Source organism: Daejeonella sp. (genome assembly GCF_049655485.1).
In the GTDB taxonomy this organism is placed as follows: Bacteria; Bacteroidota; Bacteroidia; order Sphingobacteriales; family Sphingobacteriaceae; genus Daejeonella.
This window is the reverse complement of sequence record NZ_JBASJU010000279.1, coordinates 1-3,423: the sequence shown is the minus strand read 5'-3', so window position 1 is coordinate 3,423 and position 3,423 is coordinate 1. Positions and strand designations below refer to the sequence as shown.

The following is a 3,423-nucleotide window of genomic DNA, read 5'->3' as shown; positions in this document are numbered from 1 at the left end:
GAGCCGAGGGACATACTGTTGAACCTGTATCTTTTGATTTGCTTGAGTATGTAGTGCCGACCTATTACATATTAACAATGGCTGAGGCTTCATCGAATCTTGCCCGTTATGACGGTGTCCATTATGGATATCGCAGCGAAATGGCAAGAGATCTTGAATCCACTTATAAGCAATCCCGTTCTGAGGGCTTTGGGCCGGAGGTTAAGCGCCGGATCATATTGGGAACATTTGTTCTGAGTGCAGGTTATTATGACGCTTATTATGCGAAGGCGCAGAAAGTCAGAAGGTTAATACGTGAAAAGACAGAGGAGATTCTGTCGGAATTTGATTTTATTATGCTCCCAACGGCACCTGCTCCTGCTTTCACAATCGGGGACGCGAGCGATGATCCTGTGGTGAATTACCTTGCTGATATTTTTACAGTGCAGGCTTCCCTTGCGGGGATCCCGGCTATTTCTTTACCAGCGGGCAATAATCAGGAAGGTTTGCCGTTAGGTATGCAGTTTTTGGGGAAACGTTTCGAAGAGGGTGCATTATTGTCCTTTTCAAAAAATATTGAGGGGCTCCTGAAAGATTAGTTCAGGTTTGGTTGTTTAACGACGGTTTCGGCCGTAATAAAGAGGGTAAGATGAGGAAAATTTTAACATTTGCCGCGCTGGTGATACTATGCGCGGCTTATCGCACTAATGCATCTCCGATATCAGGCAAGGATAATTTTGCGGATACACTTCGTGTAGCTTCTCCCTTAGCGACGCCGGATTTATCAAATTCAAGCCTTTTTTACGGGCATAAGCTTAGTTCCCTGCAGAAATCGGTACCACTTGATTACAACGGATATGTTCAGGAGTATATCGATAAATATTTGAGCAGAAAAGAGCAGATCGGTAAAATGCTCGGCTTATCAGAATACTACTTTCCCATATTCGAAAAAGCTTTGAAAGATGCCGGGCTACCGGAAGAACTCAAGTTTATGACGATCATTGAATCGTCTTTAAACCCTCTGGCAGTTTCCAAATCAGGCGCTGTGGGGCCATGGCAGTTTATGTACACCACAGCAAAAGGCTATGGATTGGTAATGGATTCGTTTGTTGATGAGCGCAGGGATCCTGTAAAAGCAAGCAATGCAGCTGCACATTATTTTGTGGACGCTTACAAAAGGGTAGGTGATTGGTTGCTGACCATCGCTGCTTTCAATTGCGGCACCGGGGCGGTAACCCGGGCAATCGCAAAATCTGGCGGTGAAGCTGATTTCTGGAAAGTCCGCTCATTTCTTCCTCGCGAAACCCAAAATTATGTCCCTGCTTTTATTGCTACCGTATATCTGATGAATTATTATAAAGATCATGGCATCGAGTCAAGGCCGCCTGCATTTAATATTTCGACTGATATTTTTCAGGTGAAGAGAAACATATCGATCAGTAGTGTAGCTGAGGCTGCTCATCTCGATATAAAAGATTTGATGGTGTTAAATCCCTCTTATAAAAAACAGATTATTAATGGCTCAGAAGAAGCTCCTAAAACTCTGGTAATTCCAGGATTGGAGTATAATTCATTCGCTTCTCTGTATAATTTGCTTAACGGCGATTCGGTAGAAAAGCCTTCCAAAGCCTCTCCGGAAACTATTGAAACCCGGAATAAGAGTTACATCGTGAAAGTAGGCGATACACTGTCTGGTATTGCTGAGAAATTTAATGGAATGACGGTATCGAAAATAAAAGCTCTGAATGGTCTGACACAATCTGCTATTAATCCTGGCATGAGATTGATAATCAGTAGTTTATAAAGAGTTAAGCCTGCACCAAAGATAATCCATTGGGTAGCGTATTAACCCTGTTTTCAAGAAAAAGAATTGTAATTTTGGTGCACTAATCAATTCGAGAGCTTAATGAGTAAAACTAATCGTAAACAAGATGCACTTGACTACCATTCGCAGGGCCGGCCTGGAAAGATACAGGTAGTTCCAACAAAACCCACGAATTCTCAACGCGATCTTTCCCTGGCATATTCTCCCGGAGTTGCAGAACCGTGCTTAAAAATAGCTGAAAATAAAGAAGATGTCTATAAATACACAGCCAAGGGTAACCTTGTTGCGGTGATAAGTAATGGGTCTGCAGTTTTAGGACTGGGTGATATCGGGCCGGAAGCAGGTAAGCCTGTAATGGAGGGGAAAGGATTGTTGTTCAAGATATTTGCCGATATCGACGTTTTTGACCTGGAACTTGATACCCAGAATATAGATGAGTTTGTGATGATCGTTAAGGCGCTGGAGCCTACCTTCGGAGGTATAAACCTGGAGGATATTAAAGCTCCGGAATGCTTTGAGATTGAACGCCGCCTTAAGGAATGCATGTCCATTCCGGTTATGCATGATGATCAGCATGGTACAGCTATTATTTCCGCTGCTGCGCTGATCAATGCCTGTGAACTTCAAAAGAAAAAACTCGATAAAATTAAGATTGTTGTAAACGGCGCCGGAGCAGCAGCTATCTCCTGTACACGTTTATATGTAAGCCTTGGGGCAAAGCTTGAGAATATTGTGATGCTTGATCGTTCAGGTGTTATCCGGAAAGACCGTGATAATCTGGAAGGTACCAAAGCCGAGTTTGCTACTTCAAGAAGGATAAGTACCCTCGCCGAAGCGGTAAAAGATTCTGATGTATTTATTGGATTATCATCTCCGGATGTGCTTACGGCAGATATGCTTAGGACTATGGCTAAAAACCCAATTGTTTTTGCAATGGCCAATCCGAATCCGGAAATAGCCTATGAGCTGGCAGTTAAAACCAGGAAGGATATTATCATGGCTACCGGACGTTCCGATTACCCTAATCAGGTGAACAACGTTCTGGGCTTTCCTTACATCTTCAGGGGTGCTCTGGATGTGAGAGCTACAGGTATTAACGAAGAGATGAAGAAGGCGGCAGTTTTCGCAATCGCGGAACTGGCTAAAAGAAACGTGCCGGAGGCTGTAAATCTTGCATACAACTCCCGGAACCTCAAATTCGGCAAAGATTATATCATCCCAAAACCCATCGATTTCAGACTGATTACCACCGTATCGCCAGCCGTGGCAAAAGCTGCTATTGAATCTGGCGTAGCCCGGAAAATCATTACAGATTGGGAAGGCTATAACGAAGAGCTTAAAATACGATTAGGAACGGACGATAAAATATTGAGGGCGATAACGAATAAAGCTAAATCATCGCCTAAGCGTGTTGTATTTGCTGAGGCAGATAATTACAAGATATTGAAGTCTGCGCAGATCGTTAAAGACGAAGGTATCGCAGTGCCGATTTTGCTGGGTAATAAAGAAAAAATCAAGCAAATTATTGCGGAGCATGAGCTTGAGCTCGACGGAGTGGAGATTATTAATCCGGTTGAAGAGAAAATTATTTCTGCACACTACGCGGAATTCTTCTATAA

The 3,423-nt window shown here is 43.2% G+C and carries 3 protein-coding genes; all 3 read left to right on the top strand.

Annotation, left to right across the window (positions count from 1 at the left end):
- The coding region (locus tag WBJ10_RS11950; RefSeq protein ID WP_424290588.1) for an amidase family protein at positions 1-578 on the top strand (578 nt) is incomplete at its 5' end.
- A 50-nt stretch (positions 579-628) separates the two neighbouring features.
- Positions 629-1,783, top strand: a complete 1,155-nt coding sequence (locus WBJ10_RS11945) for a transglycosylase SLT domain-containing protein (protein WP_424290586.1) — start codon at positions 629-631, stop codon at positions 1,781-1,783.
- Positions 1,784-1,885: 102 nt separating this feature from the next.
- On the top strand, positions 1,886-3,423 hold a 1,538-nt coding region (locus WBJ10_RS11940), incomplete at its 3' end, for a phosphate acyltransferase (protein WP_424290584.1).

What these genes read in the sequence shown, in the direction of transcription:
- WBJ10_RS11945 (WP_424290586.1), top strand. Translation starts at nt 629, where the DNA reads ATGAGGAAAATTTTAACATTTGCCGCGCTGGTGATACTATGCGCGGCT.